Origin of the sequence: Alteromonas sp. DY56-G5, assembly GCF_041414725.1 — a bacterium.
GTDB lineage: Bacteria > Pseudomonadota > Gammaproteobacteria > Enterobacterales > Alteromonadaceae > Alteromonas > Alteromonas macleodii.
In genome coordinates, this window is record NZ_JANHZQ010000021.1 from 1 (window position 1) to 17183 (window position 17183).

Genomic DNA, 17183 nt, shown 5'->3' on the forward strand with positions numbered 1-17183 from the left:
AGACTGATATCGGATTTTGAAGCCTTAAAAAGATCGGTCAACCGATCATGAAAATATTCTTAACTGATCGGCATTACACTTTGATATGGGCTTTAGTGCGCTTTCAAAATGCTCTTGCTTAACAAAAGTTTTGAGGCGTATTAAGCACTGAGCTTCTGAGCTAATTCCTGCCTTACTATTTCAGCGCCAGCGCAGAGCGCCTCCAGCTTGCCTCGAGCAACCTGTCGAGAAAGGGGGGCCATACCACAGTTTGTACAAGGGTAGAGTTTGTCGGCATCCACGTACTTTAATGCTTCACGTAATGTAGCTGCTACTTCTTCTGGTGTCTCTATTGTGTCAGTTGCAACATCAATAGCGCCCACCATCACTTTTTTGCCTTTAAGAAGCGAGATCAGTTCAATGGGTACATGAGAGTTATGGCACTCCAGAGAAACCATATCAATATTAGATTTTGCTAGCTTAGGAAAGCTCTCCTCATATTGTCGCCACTCAGAGCCCAATGTCTTCTTCCAGTCGGTATTAGCTTTGATGCCATATCCGTAGCAAATGTGTACCGCAGTTTCGCATTTAAGCCCTTCAATGGCTCTTTCTAATGTGGCAATACCCCATTCATTGACTTCATCGAAAAATACGTTAAACGAAGGTTCATCAAACTGGATAATGTCAACACCAGCAGCCTCAAGCTCCTTTGCCTCTTGGTTTAGTATTTTGGCAAACTCCCACGCAAGCTTTTCGCGACTTTTATAATGGTCGTCGTACAGCGTATCAACCATCGTCATAGGGCCAGGTAACGCCCATTTTATGGGCTGATCGGTTTGGCTCCTTAAGAACTTTGCGTCTTCAACGAACACTGATTTTGGCCGTGTAACAGCTTGGGTAACGACAGGTACGCTAGCGTCGTAGCGATTGCGAATACGTACGGTTTTACGGTTTTCAAAATCAACACCGTCAAGGTGCTCAATAAAAGTAGTTACAAAATGCTGACGAGTTTGCTCACCGTCACACACAATATCTATGCCTGATAGGGCTTGTTCCTGAAGCGTAACGCGAAGCGCGTCTTTTTTGCCTTCCTCTAATGCTTCATCTTCTAGCTTCCACGGCGACCACAGGGTTTCAGGCTGTGCAAGCCACGATGGTTTTGGAAGACTGCCTGCAATAGAAGTGGGGAGTAGTTTTTTCATGTGATTCGCTTTCTTCTAATCAATAATTTGTATGGATGCGCGAAGGGCAGAACCTGCTGCCCTTATCATAGTTTTGTTGTCGCAACGTGTGCGGTTTGAATATCGCAAGTATTTAAATGAACGGATCAGGCGTAGCTTGCTGTGAATTGCGCTAACTTGTGTTGATAAGGCTTTATAAAGTTCTCTTCTACGAACTTGCCTTGTTCAACGGCTAGATGAGTCCGCTCTTCACGGTCATAAACAATGCGAGTCACTGAGTGATCGCTATTTTTCAAGTTTGGTTTGTAGCTTAAACCTGCCTGGGCGTTAGCGTTATAAATCTCAGGGCGATAAATTTTTTGGAAGGTCTCCATCGTAGCAATTGTGCTGATAAGTTCTAAATTGGTGTAGTCGTTTAACAAATCACCAAAGAAATAAAATGCAAAAGGAGCAGCACTGTTTGGTGGCATGAAATAGCGCACGTTTAAGCCCATCTTCTTGAAATACTGTTCAGTTAGTGATGATTCATTAGGCTGATATTCGACACCTAAAACGGGGTGCTGATTTTCTGTTCGACGGTAGGTTTTATTGTCGGAAACGCTTAAACAAATGACCGGCAGCTTTGAAAAATGTGCTTTATAGGCTTCTGAATTAACGAAATACTTAAACAACTTTCCGTGCAGATCACCAAAATCGGTAGGGACACTGAACGAAGACTGGCCACGATTGTGATTAGATAGACGAACGCTAAAGTCATAATCGCGAACATAAGACGAGAAGTTGTTTCCTACAATACCTTGAGTGCGTTTACCCGTTTTTTTGTCAATTATATTGGTTTGTAAGATTTCGATAGTTGGGAATGTGTTGCCGTTACCCTCAACGTCGATATCTACCGACACAATTTCAAGTTCGACAGCATAGCGATCGCCACTTTCATTATCCCAGCTAGCCAGTGCATTGAAGCGGTTGTTTATCATGCTTAGTGCATCGCGCAAATTTTCTTTGCGGCGTTGACCACGAGCTAAATTGGCGAAGTTGGTGGTGATGCGTGTGTTGTCTGAAGGGCGATAATCTTCATTAAACTGAACGCTGTTAATAGTAAAAGAGAAATCTGTGTTCACGTTGTTGTTCATGAGAATGCGCTTCTATTCCTAAAGTTAAACCGAGTAGTGAGACTGCTGTAAAAGCTATGAACACGTTATACGTTGATTTAACTATGAATAAAAATGACTTATTTTCATTTTATCATGAAATATTGTCATATATTGAGCGGGCGAAGAGCTAGTCGCCTACTATTGAGGTGGTAGATCTTTACTTGAAGTTGAGGTTTGCCACGAAATGCACAAATTATGCGTGTCTGATAAAACGTAATCATCACCGCCACAGTGACCAGTTTTTGTATGTGGCGGTCTATCCGCCACTAATGATTGCGTAACGCATCAATTAATTCGTCTTTGCTCATGTTAGAGCGACCTTCAATGCCGACTTCCTTGGCCTTTTGATACAGTTCCTCTTTAGTGCGATCCTCGTACTTTTTGCCTTTTCCACCATCTTTAGAAGGCGTTTGTTCGCTATTGGCTTGCGCATTGGCAATGCGCGCCGACTTCTCTTTGCTATAGCCTTCCTCGCGAAGGGCTTCGTAAGTGTCGTCGTTTTTAATTTGGTTACCGTGGTCCTTAGCCATGTTTAACTCCTGTTTTGCATACTGAGTAATCGATTAATGTTTCGCCGTAATTCTTACTTTGTATTTATATAGATGGATTACACAGTCGTTTAAAAGGCAGGCTTCAAGTGCGAAGAACCAATAGCGAGAGAGTGCTGCGCCTTTAACATCAGAAAAAATGTCATTCATCGCAAACGCCAAAAACGACAAAATAACGCTGCACCGTAATGTAACGACTTAACGCGTTAAAACTTATTATGTTGTCAATTTTAGTGCGCCACATGCACGTAAAAAGTGCATTTATGTCAATGGTTTAGGTCTTTCATGCTATTGCGCGTTCAAAATTAAGCCTTTAGTCTAAAGTGAATATAGACGGAAGGCAGAGCGAAATATGAATAAAAATGAACAACAGAGCACCGTGAATTCTTCACGCCGTAATTGGTTAAAGTCTGTGGGATTAGGTGCAGGAGCAGTAGCGCTAACGACCAGCGTTGACAGTATTATGGGCGACCTTCGTGCCGCAGGTATGCAAACTGAACACTTCCCGTCTGCTACCCCCAATGTAAACGATGGTCTTATTCGCTTATCGTCAAATGAAAACGCTTTTGGGCCGTCAAAAAAAGCCGCAAAGTCAATGCAAAGCGAGCTTTTAAACCTAGCGCGTTATACCGACGCTACGGTTGAAGTGTTAGCGCAAAAAATTGCTGAGCAAGAAGGTGTATCTGCTGAGCAAATCGTAATTACGAATGGATCTTCACCTATTCTTTTTGGCTATGCGGACTGGATCACCAAAAACGGCAATAAGCTGGTAACGTCTATGGCAACCTACGAAGGCGTACCGCGGGGCGCTGAGTTTATGGGGGCAGACGTGATCTACGTGCCGTTAGCCAATGATATGACTTTTGACCTAGATGCAATTGAAGCTGCAGTAACCGAAGATACGACTGCTGTGTACGTATGTAATCCAAATAATCCGACAGGGAGCATGGTAGATGCGGCGAAGCTTACCGCTTTTGCAAAACGCGTATCGAAGAAAGCACAGGTTTTCATCGATGAAGCCTACATTGAAATGTCTGATGCTTACCCCGCTAATGTGCAATCGAAGCTAGTAGCTGAAGGCTATAATGTGGTGATTTGCCGCACTTTCTCTAAGATTCACGCCATGGCGGGCCAGCGTCTAGGTTACGCCATCATGCCTGCTGAGCAAGCTAAAACAATGGGCGGTATGCTGCGCATGGGTGGTGTGAACTACCTGGCTCTGGTTGCGGGTATGGCGAGTATGGATGACCATGAGAACTTAGACACGATGCGCTCACGCATTAAAACTGAGCGCGAAAAGTTAGTGAAAGTAGCCAAAGAGTTAAAGCAGCCGTTTGCGCCAAATCCACAAGGGAATTTTATTTACATAGATACGGGCATGCCGCACGATAAATTTTCAGAAAAGATGAAAGCTCAAGGTATAAAGGTTGTAGGGCGCACATGGCCTGGGTACGACTCCTGGTCACGTATTAGTGTAGGGACACCTGAAGAAACAGACGCGTGCGTTAAAGCATTAAAAGCGGTACTCGCTTAAAAAACAACAATAACACCTAGCGCAGAGAGAAAAGGCTGAACGCAATTTGTGTTCAGCCTTCGTTTTTTGAATGGCTACTTCTCGATAGCAAACGTTAAGCCTGCTTTTTCTTCTAAACGGCTGATAAGCTTGTTACCGAGTGCTGCCGCAGGAGTGAAGAAACCACCAGATAAACTAACGTCTTTGCACAAGCAAAGGGCAGATTCTGAAATCATTTTACTGGTAGAGCCGTAGCCTGGATCCTTGTCGCCTTTTACCGATACGGCTAGCATATCACCATTGGTAGCGGTACCCACAAACATCACATCGTAAAAGCCATTTTCGCGCTCTTCTTTGCTTGGGCCTTCACCTGGTTTAGGGCCATCATCACTTGCAAGCGACTTATCTTTGGCAACGTGATTCGCCATGGCTTCACCTTTCTCACCTGGGCCAGTCATCATCATTTCATCATACTGAAAGTTCTTGCCGTAGCTATATCCGCCCAGGTAGTTCGTGCGATGAACGTTTTTAGTATTAATGGCCGCCATAATAAATGGTGCAACCCATGTGCCTAACTGCTCATCGAAGTAAGGTTTGTTGCCATCGGGCTGTGGCTGATTTGACGCACCATCGGTTAATGAGTGCGGGTTTATAAGCGCAGCCATGACAGACTTATCTTTGTGCGCAGCCGCCATGGTCGCTTTTAAACTGGCAGCCGTACCGCCAGAGAACGTGCCCTGCATTTTACGAACGCGACCTTTCACATATTCAATTACTTCACCAGTTTGCTTTTTAGCGTGCTCTTGAAGGTAGTGTACACCTAAGTCAAATGGTACCGAATCGAAGCCACACGAGAACACAATGTTAGCGCCGGTTTCTTTGGCTTTCGCTTCGTATTTGTTGATCATTTGATACATCCACGCTGGCTCACCACATAAATCCGTATAGCCAGTGCCGTTATCGACGCACGCAGAAAGTAATTTTTCGCCGTAAATTTGGTATGGCCCAACAGTGGTAAGTACTACCGCCGTGCGCTTTGTCATGGCATCGAGTGCTTCGGCATCGTCACCATCGGCTACAATGCTAGCTACACTATCACTAATGCCTAACTCCTGTTTTACATCGTTAAGCTTTGCTTCGTTACGACCAGCAACAGCCCATTTTACACTACTGTCGCTGCCATACTGCGCCTGAAAATATTCAGCTACTAATTTGCCCGTAAAACCTGTAGCACCGAAAATAACTACATCAAATTCCCGTTCGTTACTCATTGTTTTGTCCTGTTTTATTTCGTTTCGACACGAGTTAACCATTTATGTGACCCAATATACGCACAAGCGCCCTTATCTATCATTTTTTTCGGTAATATTTGTCTATTCACGAAATTAAACGGTAATTAATAAAAACCGTTAGTTTAATGATTCTACAAACTCAGCTAGCCGTGAAAGCCCTTCCTTCAAGCGTTCAATGCTAGTGGCGAAAGACAGTCTTACGTAATGGTTGGCATTGTACTCACCAAAATCATTACCCGGCGTAAGCGCTACATGATGTTGTGAAAGTAGGGCATCACAAAACTCAATTGCATTTAGCCCTGTGTGTTTAATATTGATGTAGGCGTAAAACACACCGTCAGGCTTTGCATCTAAACCAAGCCCCATATTTTCAAGTGCGCTAAAAACAAGGGAAGCTCGCTTTGTTAGCGTATTGCGGTTTTGCTCGCACTGCGCCAACGACTCAGGCGTAAAGCACGCAAGGGCGGCCTTTTGCGATAGGGTAGAAGGGCAAATAAACAAATTCTGCGCGAGTTTCTCAACGATGGGCGTCATCACTTCAGGTACCACACACCAGCCAAGACGCCAGCCCGTCATGCCAAAATATTTTGAAAAACTGTTTATTACGACCACTGTTTCTTCAAGCTGTGCATTGGCAAGTACGGTTTGAAGTTTGGTATCAGTGCCCAAGGTCGATTGGGAAGCGAATGCATCATTGCGAACATCGTGAGCAGCGGAAAGCGAAAGATCCAAGTAAATTTCGTCAACAATTAAAAAGCCACCTTTGGATTTGCAGTACTCGCCAATTTTAGTCAGTTCTTCTGCATCTATAACCGTACCAGTAGGATTGGCAGGTGTGGCAATAAGTACACCTTTCGTGTTGTGCTTCCAATTATCAGCAACACTTGTAGCGGTTAATTGAAAGTTATCCTCGCTGCGTGTTGGCACCAGCGTTACCTCTGCGCCAAATGCGTTTAAAAAACGTCGGTTACAGGGGTAAGACGGGTCGCCCAATATCACGTTATCGCCTGGTTCAACCAAGGCAGCACTTGCCAAAAGTAAAGCACCAGAAGCCCCAGCGGTCACTACCACTCTAGAAGGGCTTACCGCTACGCCATGTTTAACTTCATAAAAGCGTGCAATGGCTTCACGTAGTTCAGGCATGCCCAGCGCCGAGGTATAGGGAAAATCTGGGGCACTCAAGCTTTCTTTCATTGCCGCGAGTACTGCCGCGGGTGCGCCGAAATCAGGCTCGCCTAAATTAAGTCTTATAACATCTTTACCTTGCTGTTCTAGTGTCGTGGCTTTTTCGCCATAGGCCATAGCAAGAAACGGAGAGATCGCCGTAGCGCGAGAGGCAAACTTCAAAATAAAACCCTATTAGTAAGTGCCAATTCAAACTGTACCGCAATTAGTGATCACTCTTGGTCATGATTCAAGGGAATTCTTCGAGAAGTACAATTAACTCGCTGACTTACTTCAAAGCTAACTATTTAAACGAACAAACTTTTCGGCCAGCTCGTCTAGTGACTCTCTATTGTTCGGGTCGGGCTTAACCACATCGATAGGGCATACCGCTACGCAAGTAGGTGCATCGTAATGTCCCACGCATTCTGTACAGCGTAACGGGTCTATTTCATACACTTTATTGCCCATGCTTATAGCGGCATTAGGGCATTCGGGTTCGCACATGTCGCAGTTAATGCAGCTATTAAGAATAAGCAGTGCCATGCATTATGCCTCGCTCGCGTTTTCGGGTGTTACTGCACTAGGAGCTTTTCGAAACGGATTGCGGGTATCAACGCCTTCATCTAAATTTCGCAGCAGTAGGGCAAAGTTTAGAGACACATCGCTGGGTATCGGTATTCTTACTTGGTGTCCTGAACCCTTAGCATCCGTAATAGAATGGTTTCTCTTATCCAGCATCTCATTTAGAGTAAAGGTAATGTTGCCGCTTGGCGTCATCAACTCAAGCGAGTCACCTACACAAAATTTGTTTTTAACGTTTATAATTGCATAGCCAGACCCTTCACAACGATCAATCACTTCACCAACAAATTGCTGTTTATCGCTGACTGAGTGGCCATACTCATAGTTCTGATACGCGTGGTGCGCATGGCGACGCAAGAAACCCTCGGTATAACCTCGATGAGCTAAAGTTTCCAAGCTTCCCATTAATGTACTATCAAAAGGCTTTCCTGCTACCGCGTCGTCAATTGCTTTGCGATAAACTTGTGCTGTTCTAGCGCAGTAGTAATGTGATTTAGTGCGGCCTTCTATTTTTAAACTATGCACGCCCATTTGGGTTAACCTGCCAACATGTTGCACGGCACGCAAATCTTTAGAATTCATGATATAGGTGCCATGTTCGTCTTCAAAAGCTGGCATCAGTTCGCCGGGCTTTTCCTTTTCTTCTAACATAAACACTTGGGAGCTTGGCGTGCCTTCACCAAGGCTAGGAATTACCACTTGAGGTGCTGTAACTGCCTTATTAATCTCATTGGTTAGAACGATGTCGCCAGTTTCGTTTTCCTCGCCTGCCTTAACATCGTAAGACCATCTACAAGCATTGGTGCAAGTACCCTGGTTTGGGTCGCGTTTATTCATATATCCAGACAATAAGCAGCGGCCCGAATACGCCATACAAAGCGCGCCATGCACAAATACTTCTAACTCCATGTCTGGAACATGTTCGCGAATAGTTTCAATTTCTTCCAAAGAGAGCTCTCGGGACAAAATAACGCGCTCTATGCCTTGTTTCTGCCAAAACTTCACCGTGGCGTAGTTCACCGCATTGGCCTGTACACTCAAGTGAATAGGCATTTCAGGGAAGGCGTCGCGCACCATCATAATAAGCCCTGGGTCTGACATAATTAACGCATCGGGCTTCATAGCAATTACTGGTGAAATATCTTTAAGGTAGGTACCTAGCTTACTGTTGTGCGGAGCAATGTTGCTTACTACATAGAACTTTTTACCTAAAGCATGTGCTTCTTCTATGCCTATCGCTAAGTTCTCAAGGCTGAATTCGTTGTTTCTTACGCGAAGCGAGTAGCGTGGCTGCCCAGCATAAACAGCATCAGCGCCATAGGCGAAAGCGTAGCGCATGTTGCGTAAGCTACCCGCAGGCGCAAGCAACTCTGGCGCGATTAACGTTTGTTTTGGCAATGTTGAAACCGAGTCTTCACGTAGGTTAGAAGAGCTGCGATTAGGTGATAATTTTGAAGTCATAGATAAAAACCGCTACTAGACGCTTTAAACAAGGCGGCGGATTTTATAAGCCGTAAAATACCTCTACAACTCAAACAAAGCTTGGTGTTGACCAAGATCAAATAATTTGTTGTCGCTCATGTTTTTGAATGTTTAAACGGCAATTGAGCAGGGTCAATGCCAGCTGTTTTCTTCCATATAGTTGCTTTTTTAGTGCATTACCTTCGGTAGGAAAAACCAAGCCTGTTCACAGCTAAATAACATGCAAAAAGAGCGCATTTAAACGATGAACTGCCATGGGCAAAAGCCACCACATAGGGTAGGCTAGAAATTCACAATAATAAGGACTAACTGCATGCTGCAATTGAACATTTTTCACAAAGCGGCGCGACATGTAAAAGCATCGGGTAAATCGGCCATTGCGATTACGGTATTATTTGTCGTGTCTACGTCTTCCGCATTGGCAGCGCTGCCAAGCATTGGTGAATTCACCAGCGATATGACCAAAAAAGATGGTTTAATTCCTGTTTATTATGATGATGAAAGCGACAAAGTTTACTTGGCGGTGCCAACAGACCACGCCGAATACCTGTTTCAAAGTAGTTTGCCGTACGGCGTAGGGTCTAACGACATTGGCCTTGATCGCGGCCAGCTAGGCAATACGCGTTTAGTAAGCTTTGAAAAATTTGGAAACAAGGTTTTATTAAAGCAGCACAACACCAAATACCGAGCAGCCCATGGCAGCGACGCTGAGAAACAGAGCATTGATGAAGCCTTTGCTGATTCGTTTATCGCAGGTTTTACGCTGGTAGCCAAAAACGACAGCGCCAGTCTAATAGATTACACACCGTTCTTATTAAGCGATATCCATGGCATTGGCAATCGCTTAGCGGGAACTAACCAAGGCAGTTTTAGCGTAGATAACATGCGAAGCGGCGTGTATTTACCTAAAACCAAAGGCTTTGAAAAGAATACTGAATTAGAGGCTTTAGTCACCTTTGCAGGTAAGAAGCCAGGCGAATACGTGCAGCAAGTTACGCCCGACCCAGAAAGCTTGTCGGTGCACTTGCATCATTCGTTTGTGGCTCTGCCTGATGATAATTACACGCCCAGAGAGTACCACCCGTACTCGGGCTACTGGAAATTCAGTTACTTTGATTATTCAACGCCTATCAGCGAGCCTACTGAACAGCGTTTTATTACCCGCCATCGTTTAAACAAGAAAACCCCGCATGCTGCAATGAGCGAAGCAGTGGAGCCTATTGTGTATTATCTAGATCCTGGTATTCCAGAACCCGTAATGACCGCGCTTAAAGAAGGGGCGAGCTGGTGGAATCAAGCCTATGAAGCCGCAGGCTACAAAGATGCGTTTCAGGTGAAAGTATTGCCCAAAGGTGCCGACCCAATGGACGTGCGCTATAACGTAATCAACTGGGTACATCGCGCAACGCGCGGTTGGTCTTATGGTTCGTCGGTTGTCGACCCGCGCACTGGTGAAATTATCAAAGGTCACGTTACGCTCGGCTCATTGCGTGTAAGACAAGATTATTTAATTGCCCTTGGCCTAACCAGTCCTTTTAAGGACGGCAGCACCGACACCACTGCACAGCAAGAAATGGCTTTAGACCGCATTAGGCAGCTTTCAGCCCACGAAGTAGGGCACACATTGGGTATAGCCCACAACTTTGCGGCAAGTGAAAATAACCGTGCGTCGGTAATGGATTATCCTCACCCCAAAATTAGTATTAAAAACGGCAAAATTAGCTTGGAAGGCGCGTATGATAAAGGCATAGGCGCATGGGATATTCACGCCGTCGCGTATGGCTATCAAGATTTTGCAAGCGACGTAGAGGCAACGGAAGCCTTGGCAAAAATTATCGTAAAAGGCCGTAATGAGGGTTTAAGTTTTAAGTCAGACCCCGATACCCGCAGTAGTCGCCATGCATCGGCAAACGGCCATATGTGGGAAAACGGTAGCAATCCGCTAGATGCTTTCGATGAGATTTCACAAGTACGCGAACTGGCGTTAGCCAATTTAGGTTTAGACACCTTAAGCCCAAATAGCAGTTTATCCTCTCTTGAAAATGCTTTAGTTCCCATATACTTGCTACATCGCTATCAGCTAGAAGCCGTTGCAAAGCAAGTCGGCGGCTTAGTGTATGAATACGAGCGCAAAGGTGACTATACCAAAGCACAGGGCCAGCAGTTTGTAGCACCCGCGGTGCAGCAGCGCGCTATGCAGAAGTTAATTACGGCCACTACCGCTGATTACCTGACGATACCTGAATCGGTACTCGCCCTTATTCCACCGACAGCGTATGGCGACGATATTACTCGCGAGCACTTTAATGGCAAAATGGGGTTAATGTTAGACCCTGTTTCTGCCGCTGCTTCAGCATCTAACTTTGCGTTTGAATTACTATTGCACCCAGAGCGCTTAAACCGCTTAGAGTGGCAAACAAGAAGTACTAATGACAGACGTAAAAAAGTAGGCGTTTCTATGCTGGTGAAGCAAATACTTAACGTTCACTGGTATAAAAATAAGTCACAAAGCCCATTAGCAAAACGCTTACAGTTAGTGGCGTTGAACGCTGTTATGCAGGCGGTTACTAATGAAAAGCTAGCGCCTGAAGTAAGAATGGAGGCCGAACTTGCCCTGCTTGAATTTAGCGAATGGTTAGACGACAAAGCAGACGACAATCAGTATGAAATACTGAAAGAACAGTTCGATACTTATTGGGCTAGTAAGGCATGGCCAAGTACCTTTGAAGTAGAGCCGCTACCGCCAGGTTCGCCGATTTAAGGAAGTTGATAATAAATGTTAGGTACAACGCAATTAGAGCAAAATCATAGCCCGAGTAACCAGCAAGTGCCGCAAAGAACTTTTGCGGCCTTGATCACTCCGTTACTCGCTGTGTTAATTCTAATATTAGTTCCCTTAGTGGAAAGTCTGCATGGTGGTGTGCTGTGGGGCTTAAACTACCATTCCCCCAAGTTTATGTCACAGGTCGGCGACGCGTTAGCCTTAGTTAAGCTTATAGCGCTTTGCGCAGGGGGGTACCTGCTTTTTACGCAGCAAGGTACATTTAGGCATCTTTTTAAAAGTAAATGGATATCTATTGTTTTGAGCAGTGTTTTAGCAATAGTGGCGCTCATTCAGATTGCGATAGGTCTAATAGGTGTACTGATTGATGCAACACTAGGAACTAACCGAGACTACTTTCATAAAGAATTTGCAATAGAAAATAACGCTATTTATGTGTTTACCGCAGATCCAGGTGCCATGGGGACGGCCTACCATTATTTTTATTTAAAATGCCCACTTCCTTTAAACCGTTATGAACTAACATTTATTGAAAAAATAAATTGGGTATGGGAGCTAGAGCTTAAAGCTTCTGATAATGGTTTTGACGTATTTAATCAGCGTGGTGAGTTTAAATATCGCGTTAGTTTGGGTGAAGTAGGGTGTGGTTAGGTACCTTGTAACTCTGCTCTGAGTGAATGAAATCTTGTGTGGTTATCGTTAAGTGATACTATAGTGGTACATTTGAAAGCTGGAACCTGCATCGTGAAAGTAGAATTAGTTACTACATTGAAGAGACAAGCCACAAAAATTTTGCAAGACCTGCACTCTTCAAAAGAGCCTGTTTTGATTACTGAACATGGTCAGCCATCGGCTTACTTAGTTGATGTTGATGATTATGAGATGATGCAAAAGCGCATGTCGATTCTGGAAGGTATTGCAAAAGGTGAGCAGGCAATAAGAAATGATGACGTTTTAACTAACCTGCAGGCCAAAGAGAAAATGGATAAATGGCTGAAATAGTATGGACAGAACCTGCTCTAAATGACTTGGACAGTATTGCTGAATACATAGCGGTATCTAATTTAGTTGCGGCAAAGAAACTGGTTAAAGAAGTCTTCGCCAAAGTAGACATACTTCAGGAATATCCTAAATCAGGAAAGTCAGTCTCTGAATTACCATCTCTAAATTACCGCGAGCTTTATGTGAAGCCCTGTCAAATTTTTTATAAATTTGAGGACAACAAAGCATTTATTCTGCATGTAATGCGGCAAGAACAAGATCTTAGGCGCTTTTTACTAGATTAGCGTTGATTAATCTTAAGTACATTTGGTAAATACAGAAGCTTTTGTTCGTTACTTTCGGCTTTTGACCATTAGCGGACACTCAATCTTGACACCAAGTGATCAAAAACCAATCGAATACGTTGTGGTACTGGACCACGTTGAGGGCGATAAATATATAAATCCCAAGGCACAGGCTCGACCTCTTCTAACACTCTCACAAGTTTCTCTTGGCGTAATAAATCTTGGACCAAAAAGTCAGGAGTTTGAGCAAACCCCAGTCCATTTTGTATAGCCATTAATTCAGCTTCGGCGTCGGCACTTCGAAAACGTGTTATGGATGGCGTCCACTGTCTGTCCATCGAAAAAACCCATGGCCAAAGCTTTCCCGTATTGCGATCTACTAACCCTGTAACCGGCAAGTGGTTTAGATCGTCAGTAGACGCAGGCGTTCCCACTCTATTTATTAACTCAGGCGAAGCCACGACATACATATTAATTTTGGCGAGCTGGCGGGCAATAAATCGACTATCCCTCATGAAGCCGATACGAATCCCAATATCTATTTTTTCGTCAACTACATCCACGCGCTCGTCACTGAGTGTCAGGTCTATATCAAGTTGAGGATGTACTGTTGAGAGTTCCATTAATGCTGGCATTAAGCATTTATGACCAAAACCAACAGGCGCTGCGATACGAACCCGCCCTTGTAATTCATTACCCGAGTTAGGGGCGCTTGTTTGAAACAATTCATCTACAGCGCGCAGGCGTTCTTTTGCTATCAAAGCAAATTTTTCTCCAACTAGGGTCACTTGTATGTGTCGAGTATTTCGATGAAATAAAAGCTCCCCTTTCAATTGCTCTAATTCCTTCACTGCTCGTGTCACTGCCTGAGGAGAAATTCCCAGACGGTTAGCCGCTTCTTTAAAGCTGCTAGACTCAGCAGCAGTACAAAATATCCGGAGCATTTCCAATCTGTTAAGCATCACAGTCACATTCAGGTTTGATATGAATACACTAATATTATTCCAAATTATGGAATTGTGAAATTAAAACTTTTCCATTTATTGGTTTTTGAAAGTAAGGGATAATTTGCATGTTATTTAGACAGAGTCATTCATTCAACTGATTTGAGGATATTAACTATGAGTAGTGTTTTAGCAAACAACATCAGTGGTAAGGTCGTTGTCATCACTGGTGGTAGCAGCGGTTTGGGCGAGACCACGGCAAGACATCTAGCCAGTCTTGGCGCATCTGTTGTTTTAGGTGCCCGACGTATCGAGAAGCTTGAAGCTATTGCTGCTGACATTCGCTCAGCAGGCGGAAAAGTTGCGGTTCAAGCGACAGATGTGACTAGCCAGGAAGAAGTGAAGGCCCTTGTAAACCTTGCACAAGAGCGCTTCGGTAAAGTTGATGTGGTTATCAATAATGCAGGATTAATGGCGATTGCACCGTTAGCTGAGACTCGAGTTGACGAATGGGATCGCATGATTGACATCAACGTTAAAGGTCTGCTGTATGGAGTAGCCGCAGCGCTTCCGATCTTTCAGGCTCAGGGAACAGGCCACTTTATCAATATTTCTTCCGTAGCGGGTATCAAAGTATTCAGTCCCGGCGGCACGGTTTATAGCGGAACCAAATTCGCTGTTCGCGCTATTGCCGAAGGCTTACGCCATGAAGTTGGGGGTAACATTCGTTCAACAATCATTTCACCAGGTGCAGTCGAATCTGAATTAAAACATGGAAGTTCAGATACTCAGGGTGCAGCCTTTGTAAAAGATTTTTATCAGCAAAATGAAATTCCATCTGAATCTGTTGCTCGTGCTATCGCATACGCAATTGAGCAGCCTGCGGATGTGGATATCAACGAGATTGTTCTGCGCCCAACTGTTCAAGAATTTTAATTCGTTTAATAAAAGATCTATTAACCAGCGGGTGATTTAACCACCCGCTGAATATTCAGTATGTGAGGTTATTGATGACAGCGTTAAACAGACAAATGCGTGCTTTGGTATTAGATAGCTATGAAGAAGGTACAGTATTCCGGGATGCCCTGATTAACTTACCCTCTCCATCAGCAGGTCAGGTGCAAGTAAAAATATTTGCAAGTGGAGTCAATCCTATTGATTACAAGATCCGCCAAGGTGTCGCTCCTTATGCCATGCCGGAATTACCCGCAGTACTTGGCACCGATTTAGCTGGAGAAATTGTTGCGATCGGCGACGGCGTCACCGGCTTTGCAGTAGGCGATGCAGTTTATGGTCTGACTGGCGGAGTGCGAGGATTGCAAGGATCATTAGCTGAATATGCCAACGTAGATGCTGAGTTACTTGCTCTCAAACCGAAAAATTTGTCCATGCGTGAAGCTGCGGCTTTACCTCTGGTTGCACTTACCGCTTGGGAAGGTTTGGTTGACAAGGCGAATGTTAAAGCGGGCCAGAAAGTCCTTATCCAAGGTGGAGCTGGCGGAGTTGGGCATTTAGCTGTGCAAATTGCTAAGGCCTTAGGTGCCGACGTTTATGCCACTGCATCGACTGGAAAACAAGAACTGCTCAAGGCGCTTGGTGCCACGCCGATTGATTATCACACTGTAAGCCCTGCCGACTACGTGGACGCATACACCCAAGGCAAAGGGTTCGATATCGTTTACGACACTGTCGGTGGCTCTGTACTCGATGCCTCATTGGGTATCATTGCACATTATGGACATATTTTAAGCTGTGCTGCATTCGGCTCACATAACCTGGCACCGTCGTCATTACGCTCTGCAACATTGTCAGCGATTTTTGTGTTACACCCACAGCTCAGCGGAGAGGGGCGCAAACATCATGGTGACATTCTGCGGCAAATTACGGCGCTTGTTGAAGCTGGACAAATTAAGCCACTACTCGATCCGTTACGCTTTTCCCTAGACACGGCAATGGATGCACATAATGCCGTAGAGTTGGGGTCCATGGGTAAAGTAGTTATTGATGTAATTGCTTAAAAAGTCATTGTTGTAATTACTTAAAAAGTCATTGTTGAGGATGCATATGAGCCCAAGAAAACTAATTCGAACTGTTCGTTTCCATGAATTAGGTGGCCCCGAGGTATTAACTATTGACTCGCTCGCGAGTCCAAGTTTGCAGGCCACTGATGTACGTATTGCGGTCAAGGTTGTTGGGCTCAATCGTGCTGATGCCATGTTTAGGCGAGGCAGCTATATAGAAAAGGCTGACTTCCCTTCGCGAATCGGCTATGAAGCATCCGGGATAGTCATTGAAGTCGGGGAAGAGGTAAATCATTTACGCCTTGGGGACGAGGTTTGTATTGTCCCTCAGATGGGGCTTTCTCAGAACGGCTGCTACGCAGAAGAGATTGTCGTACCAAGTGAATATGTGGCACTCAAACCAGCAGGGCTAACCTTTGCTGAAGGCGCAGCAGCTTGGATGCAGTACCTGACAGCTTATGGCGCTTTGGTCGAAATTGCTAACGTGCAAAAAGGCGATGCAGTACTGATAACCGCCGCATCGAGCAGTGTTGGATTGGCTGCGATTCAAATTGTGAATGCTCTGGGGGGCATCCCTATCGCTACAACTTTAACAGGAGCTAAAAAGGCTGCTGTGCTCAAGGCTGGCGCGGCCCATGTGATTGCAACCCAAGAAGAACCGCTGCTGGATAGTTTGAGAAGTATCTTGGGAGAAAACAATTTAAAAATCGCATTTGATGCTGTCGGTGGGCCGCAGATAGCAGAAATTGCTGAAGCAATGAGCCCTGAAGGAACAATAATAGCACACGGAGCATTAAGTCCCGAAGTCACTCCTTTTCCCTTAAAAATAGCACTTCGTAAAAGTCTGACAGTTAGGGGGTATGTGTTTACTGAAGTTATAAAAGACATCGAGCGTTTTCGCAGAGCAAAGCAATTTATCCACTCGGGTTTATCCGAGGGAACACTCAAGCCTGTCATTGATCGAAGCTTTAAATTTGAAGAGATAGTAGCAGCGCATCACTATCTGGAGTCCAATCAGCAGATTGGTAAAATAGTGGTCGAACTTGATTAACAGTTCGTAGCTTCCGCTAGTCTCTCAACTCAGTCAGTGGCTGATATTGGTTGGGAATTTGCGTGTTCAGTGGCGAGTAGCATGGCGGAATTTATTGGAAGGCTAGATAACCCAAGCAATGAGATTTGGACGATCAAACGGGACGGTAAAATTCTAGCTTCTGTACGAAAGTCAGGGCTCTGAATTGGTGGAAGAGAAACT

The 17183-nt window shown here is 44.7% G+C and carries 16 protein-coding genes; 8 read left to right on the forward strand and 8 right to left on the reverse strand.

The genetic code is table 11. From position 1 onward, the window contains the following. Window positions 1-140: 140 nt before the first annotated feature. From NO989_RS11625 to NO989_RS11635, 3 genes are all read right to left on the reverse strand, one after another. The gene (locus tag NO989_RS11625; protein ID WP_278343481.1) at window positions 141-1181 is read right to left on the reverse strand and encodes a methionine synthase; all 1041 of its coding nucleotides are present in this window, start codon (window positions 1179-1181) and stop codon (window positions 141-143) included. 125 nt (window positions 1182-1306) lie between these two features. Next, window positions 1307-2281, reverse strand: coding sequence for a DUF1852 domain-containing protein (locus NO989_RS11630; protein WP_014949789.1), 975 nt, complete (start codon window positions 2279-2281; stop codon window positions 1307-1309). Between the two features lie 299 nt (window positions 2282-2580). After that, window positions 2581-2844: a Rho termination factor N-terminal domain-containing protein gene (locus NO989_RS11635; protein ID WP_014949788.1), complete on the reverse strand. Its 264-nt coding sequence runs from the start codon at window positions 2842-2844 to the stop codon at window positions 2581-2583. 370 nt (window positions 2845-3214) lie between these two features. Between NO989_RS11635 and NO989_RS11640 the strand changes: the two genes are divergently transcribed. Beyond that, the gene (locus NO989_RS11640) at window positions 3215-4396 is read left to right on the forward strand and encodes a histidinol-phosphate transaminase (protein WP_278343482.1); all 1182 of its coding nucleotides are present in this window, start codon (window positions 3215-3217) and stop codon (window positions 4394-4396) included. 74 nt (window positions 4397-4470) lie between these two features. Here the strand turns inward: NO989_RS11640 and NO989_RS11645 are convergent, their stop codons facing one another. The 4 genes from NO989_RS11645 to yegQ all read right to left on the reverse strand — a co-directional run bounded on the left by NO989_RS11645 (window position 4471) and on the right by yegQ (window position 8877). Further along, complete coding sequence (locus NO989_RS11645) at window positions 4471-5646, reverse strand: trans-acting enoyl reductase family protein (protein WP_371342586.1); 1176 nt, start codon at window positions 5644-5646, stop codon at window positions 4471-4473. A gap of 138 nt (window positions 5647-5784) precedes the next feature. Then, complete coding sequence (locus NO989_RS11650) at window positions 5785-7014, reverse strand: aminotransferase class I/II-fold pyridoxal phosphate-dependent enzyme (protein WP_371342587.1); 1230 nt, start codon at window positions 7012-7014, stop codon at window positions 5785-5787. A 117-nt stretch (window positions 7015-7131) separates the two neighbouring features. Beyond that, the gene (locus NO989_RS11655; protein ID WP_014998660.1) at window positions 7132-7377 is read right to left on the reverse strand and encodes a YfhL family 4Fe-4S dicluster ferredoxin; all 246 of its coding nucleotides are present in this window, start codon (window positions 7375-7377) and stop codon (window positions 7132-7134) included. A gap of 3 nt (window positions 7378-7380) precedes the next feature. Further along, window positions 7381-8877 carry a tRNA 5-hydroxyuridine modification protein YegQ gene (gene yegQ / locus NO989_RS11660; RefSeq protein WP_371342589.1) on the reverse strand — a complete coding sequence of 499 codons (1497 nt, stop codon included), beginning with the start codon at window positions 8875-8877 and terminating at the stop codon, window positions 7381-7383. Window positions 8878-9211: 334 nt separating this feature from the next. On the opposite strand from yegQ, the gene NO989_RS11665 reads away from it, so the two are divergent. The 4 genes from NO989_RS11665 (at window position 9212) to NO989_RS11680 (ending at window position 12966) form a co-directional block, all read left to right on the forward strand. Next, on the forward strand, window positions 9212-11659 hold the full coding sequence (locus NO989_RS11665) for a zinc-dependent metalloprotease (RefSeq protein ID WP_371342591.1): 2448 nt from the start codon (window positions 9212-9214) through the stop codon (window positions 11657-11659). A 15-nt stretch (window positions 11660-11674) separates the two neighbouring features. After that, window positions 11675-12331, forward strand: coding sequence for a hypothetical protein (locus NO989_RS11670; protein ID WP_338851549.1), 657 nt, complete (start codon window positions 11675-11677; stop codon window positions 12329-12331). 93 nt (window positions 12332-12424) lie between these two features. Continuing rightward, a complete protein-coding gene (locus NO989_RS11675) occupies window positions 12425-12682 on the forward strand; it encodes a type II toxin-antitoxin system Phd/YefM family antitoxin (protein ID WP_214994063.1) in 258 nt (85 codons plus the stop codon). Further along, the gene (locus NO989_RS11680) at window positions 12670-12966 is read left to right on the forward strand and encodes a type II toxin-antitoxin system RelE/ParE family toxin (RefSeq protein WP_338851547.1); all 297 of its coding nucleotides are present in this window, start codon (window positions 12670-12672) and stop codon (window positions 12964-12966) included. Before NO989_RS11675 ends, NO989_RS11680 begins: the two co-directional genes overlap by 13 nt. A 68-nt stretch (window positions 12967-13034) precedes the next feature. Here NO989_RS11680 and NO989_RS11685 read toward each other — a convergent pair whose 3' ends face one another. Further along, complete coding sequence (locus NO989_RS11685; protein WP_338851546.1) at window positions 13035-13928, reverse strand: LysR family transcriptional regulator; 894 nt, start codon at window positions 13926-13928, stop codon at window positions 13035-13037. A 159-nt stretch (window positions 13929-14087) separates the two neighbouring features. Here NO989_RS11685 and NO989_RS11690 point away from each other — a divergent pair, with 159 nt between their 5' ends. The 3 genes from NO989_RS11690 to NO989_RS11700 all read left to right on the forward strand — a co-directional run bounded on the left by NO989_RS11690 (window position 14088) and on the right by NO989_RS11700 (window position 16982). Then, window positions 14088-14846, forward strand: coding sequence for an SDR family oxidoreductase (locus tag NO989_RS11690; RefSeq protein WP_338851544.1), 759 nt, complete (start codon window positions 14088-14090; stop codon window positions 14844-14846). 74 nt (window positions 14847-14920) lie between these two features. Beyond that, on the forward strand, window positions 14921-15928 hold the full coding sequence (locus tag NO989_RS11695; RefSeq protein WP_338851543.1) for a zinc-dependent alcohol dehydrogenase family protein: 1008 nt from the start codon (window positions 14921-14923) through the stop codon (window positions 15926-15928). 46 nt (window positions 15929-15974) lie between these two features. Beyond that, complete coding sequence (locus NO989_RS11700; protein WP_281715688.1) at window positions 15975-16982, forward strand: zinc-dependent alcohol dehydrogenase family protein; 1008 nt, start codon at window positions 15975-15977, stop codon at window positions 16980-16982. Window positions 16983-17183 lie beyond the last annotated feature (201 nt).

Bases quoted from the DNA above. Each gene is read 5' to 3' on its own strand.
- NO989_RS11685 (WP_338851546.1), bottom strand. From the start codon at position 13,928: ATGCTTAACAGATTGGAAATGCTCCGGATATTTTGTACTGCTGCTGAG.
- NO989_RS11635 (WP_014949788.1), bottom strand. From the start codon at position 2,844: ATGGCTAAGGACCACGGTAACCAAATTAAAAACGACGACACTTACGAA.
- NO989_RS11655 (WP_014998660.1), bottom strand. From the start codon at position 7,377: ATGGCACTGCTTATTCTTAATAGCTGCATTAACTGCGACATGTGCGAA.
- NO989_RS11680 (WP_338851547.1), top strand. From the start codon at position 12,670: ATGGCTGAAATAGTATGGACAGAACCTGCTCTAAATGACTTGGACAGT.
- NO989_RS11640 (WP_278343482.1), top strand. From the start codon at position 3,215: ATGAATAAAAATGAACAACAGAGCACCGTGAATTCTTCACGCCGTAAT.
- NO989_RS11695 (WP_338851543.1), top strand. From the start codon at position 14,921: ATGACAGCGTTAAACAGACAAATGCGTGCTTTGGTATTAGATAGCTAT.
- NO989_RS11625 (WP_278343481.1), bottom strand. From the start codon at position 1,181: ATGAAAAAACTACTCCCCACTTCTATTGCAGGCAGTCTTCCAAAACCA.
- NO989_RS11665 (WP_371342591.1), top strand. From the start codon at position 9,212: ATGCTGCAATTGAACATTTTTCACAAAGCGGCGCGACATGTAAAAGCA.
- NO989_RS11700 (WP_281715688.1), top strand. From the start codon at position 15,975: ATGAGCCCAAGAAAACTAATTCGAACTGTTCGTTTCCATGAATTAGGT.
- yegQ (WP_371342589.1), bottom strand. From the start codon at position 8,877: ATGACTTCAAAATTATCACCTAATCGCAGCTCTTCTAACCTACGTGAA.
- NO989_RS11645 (WP_371342586.1), bottom strand. From the start codon at position 5,646: ATGAGTAACGAACGGGAATTTGATGTAGTTATTTTCGGTGCTACAGGT.
- NO989_RS11670 (WP_338851549.1), top strand. From the start codon at position 11,675: ATGTTAGGTACAACGCAATTAGAGCAAAATCATAGCCCGAGTAACCAG.
- NO989_RS11690 (WP_338851544.1), top strand. From the start codon at position 14,088: ATGAGTAGTGTTTTAGCAAACAACATCAGTGGTAAGGTCGTTGTCATC.